Here is a 2,248-nt window from a genome sequence, read left to right on the forward strand (position 1 = left end):
TTCACGGTGGCGCGCGCCAATATCGTGCTGTTCTTCGGCGCCTCGGATTTCTTTTCCGTCGTGAGCTATTTCTTCACCGGCCTGATCACCGCCGATTCCATCAAGTTCTCGCTCGTGGTCGGGCCGGTCTACGCCATCGGCGTATGGTTCGGCGCCTCCCTGTTCGGCAAGGCCAGCGAACGCGTCTTCCGCGCCATCTGCTACGCCCTGATCGCCGCCGCCGTCATCGCCGGCCTGCCCATCCTCGACGGCGTGCTGCGAGGCCGCTAGATTCGGAAATCGGACGCGCGCTAGTCTAAAGAAAAGGCCGAGGGAGGTATCGATGATCGATCGCCGGAATACGCTGAAACTGGCGCTCGTCGGCGCCGCCGCACTTGCCGCTCCGGCTGTGCTGGCACAGGCCACAAAGCCTCGGACGCGGATCGTCTTTCTGGGCACCAAAGGCGGTCCGCGCGTCGCCGTTGGCGCTTCAAATCCTGCCAACCTCGTTGTGGTCAACGACACGCCGTTTGTCATCGATTGCGGCATGGGCGTAAGCCGTCAGCTCGTGAACGCGGGCGTGCCAATCCCTTCCATCAAATACATCTTCATCTCCCACCATCATTCCGATCACAATCTCGAATACGGCAATCTCTTCTACAATGCCTGGGCCGCCGGCCTGTCCACGCCGATCCATTCGTTTGGCCCGAAGGGGATCGAGGCGATGACAAAGGCGTTTTGGGAGCTGAACAAGTTCGACGTCGAGACCCGAATCGAGGATGAAGGCCGGCCCGATCCGCGCAAATTGCTGATCGCGAAAGATATCAGCGACGACGGTGTGGTGTTGAAAACATCCGACGTGACGGTCACGGCCTTCCGCACGCCGCATCCCCCGATCGTCGACAATTTTGCCTACAAATTCGAGACGCCCGACGGCACCATCGTATTCTCCAGCGATACCGCCTACAATCCGAAGCTCGCCGAATTCGCCAGAGGCGCTGACGTGCTGGTGCATGAATGCATGTATCTGCCTGCCGTCGATCGCCTGATCGCGAAGACGAAGAACGGAGCAACGCTGAAGAAGCATCTGCTCGAGAGCCACACCACGACCGAGGACGTCGGCCGCGTGGCGGCGGCTGCGGGAGTCAAGGTGCTGGTGATGAGCCATTTCGTCCCCGGAGACGACCCGCTGGTCACGGACGAGAATTGGACCGAAGACGTGAAGAAGACTTTTTCCGGCCGCATCGTGGTGGCGAAAGATCTGATGGAGTTGAAGCTGCCGGTGTGAGTCGCATGTCAACCGCGATCACGATGATCGCCGACCCTGCCCCCGGGGTTGCGCGCAGCACGGCAAGGATATCAGCGCGACGAAGAGCCGAGCAGCACTACTGTACGAGCCGAGCGCGCAGCCGTGTAAATTCAGCGTCGCTGATCGACCCTGCCTGTTTCAGCCGACCGAGCTTTTCGATTTCATCTGCGGCGCTGAAACCAATTGCACTCCTGAGTTCGTCGCGCGCCTGCCGAGCTTGTTGCATGTTACGCTCCGCCATGCCTCTTCCCTGAAAGATCAGGTATGCAAGCATGAAAATGAATGGAAATATTATCCATCCTATCACCCATATTGCCTTGACCCAGCCCGAAATGTCGTGGCGTCGGAATAGATCGGAAGCGACAGTAATGAGTAGCCAGAAACACACGATGAAGAAGAATATGGTGAGGACGTCCAGCAGGAAATTTCGATAGGTGAAGCCCTCCTGAAAGAAGAACATTGCAATCCTCCTCTGCCTGCCACTGGGTGCAACAGTTCCAGCCGACCCGATATTGTTCCTTAGAGCGCGATCCCGCTGCCCGCGTTTGATTTAGATCAATGCATGTCGGATCGAGGGCCACCCAGGCGGGCATCCCCCGGTCCTCAACCTAGGTCTGCTTTGCCCTCAAGAGCGGAAGCCGCTCGGGTACACGCCTTCCAACCAGGCGAGTGCTTCGCTGCGCTCGCAATGACGATGTGGATGCAGTGGGTGCGACAAATCAACCCGACGGGCAAATCACCCGAATGTCTGTCCAGTGCTCACGCGAAAAATAAATCGCTTAACTCGTCGGGCAAATCGGTGATTTAACTTCGCGCGTCTCACGGTAGATGAGGGGCGGGTCGCGATCGTCACGAACGTTGCGGTGAGATGCGGTGGACGGGATGCGTGTGACTGACGAGCATGCGCATCACGGACGGCGAAGTCGTGTGGTCCTGGCGCCCCGACGCTGGCGCTAAGTT

Annotated in this window: 2 protein-coding genes and 1 pseudogene; 2 read left to right on the forward strand and 1 reads right to left on the reverse strand. The window is 58.9% G+C overall.

The genetic code is table 11. The annotated features are described in order from the left end of the window. Positions 1 to 270 (forward strand): annotated as a pseudogene (locus CWO89_RS43325) (sulfite exporter TauE/SafE family protein); the annotation flags it as partial. A 52-nt stretch (positions 271 to 322) separates the two neighbouring features. Then, positions 323 to 1,267, forward strand: coding sequence for an MBL fold metallo-hydrolase (locus tag CWO89_RS43330; RefSeq protein WP_130584289.1), 945 nt, complete (start codon positions 323 to 325; stop codon positions 1,265 to 1,267). A 97-nt stretch (positions 1,268 to 1,364) separates the two neighbouring features. On the opposite strand, the gene CWO89_RS43335 is transcribed toward CWO89_RS43330, so the two are convergent. Continuing rightward, entirely contained in the window at positions 1,365 to 1,748 is a 384-nt protein-coding gene (locus tag CWO89_RS43335) for an SHOCT domain-containing protein (RefSeq protein WP_130584290.1), read from the reverse strand. Positions 1,749 to 2,248: the final 500 nt, after the last annotated feature.

The sequence above is a fragment of the Bradyrhizobium sp. Leo170 genome (assembly GCF_004296405.1).
Taxonomy (GTDB): domain Bacteria; phylum Pseudomonadota; class Alphaproteobacteria; order Rhizobiales; family Xanthobacteraceae; genus Bradyrhizobium.

Excerpts from the sequence above, each read along its gene's own strand:
- CWO89_RS43335 (WP_130584290.1), bottom strand. The coding sequence starts at position 1,748 with ATGTTCTTCTTTCAGGAGGGCTTCACCTATCGAAATTTCCTGCTGGAC.
- CWO89_RS43330 (WP_130584289.1), top strand. The coding sequence starts at position 323 with ATGATCGATCGCCGGAATACGCTGAAACTGGCGCTCGTCGGCGCCGCC.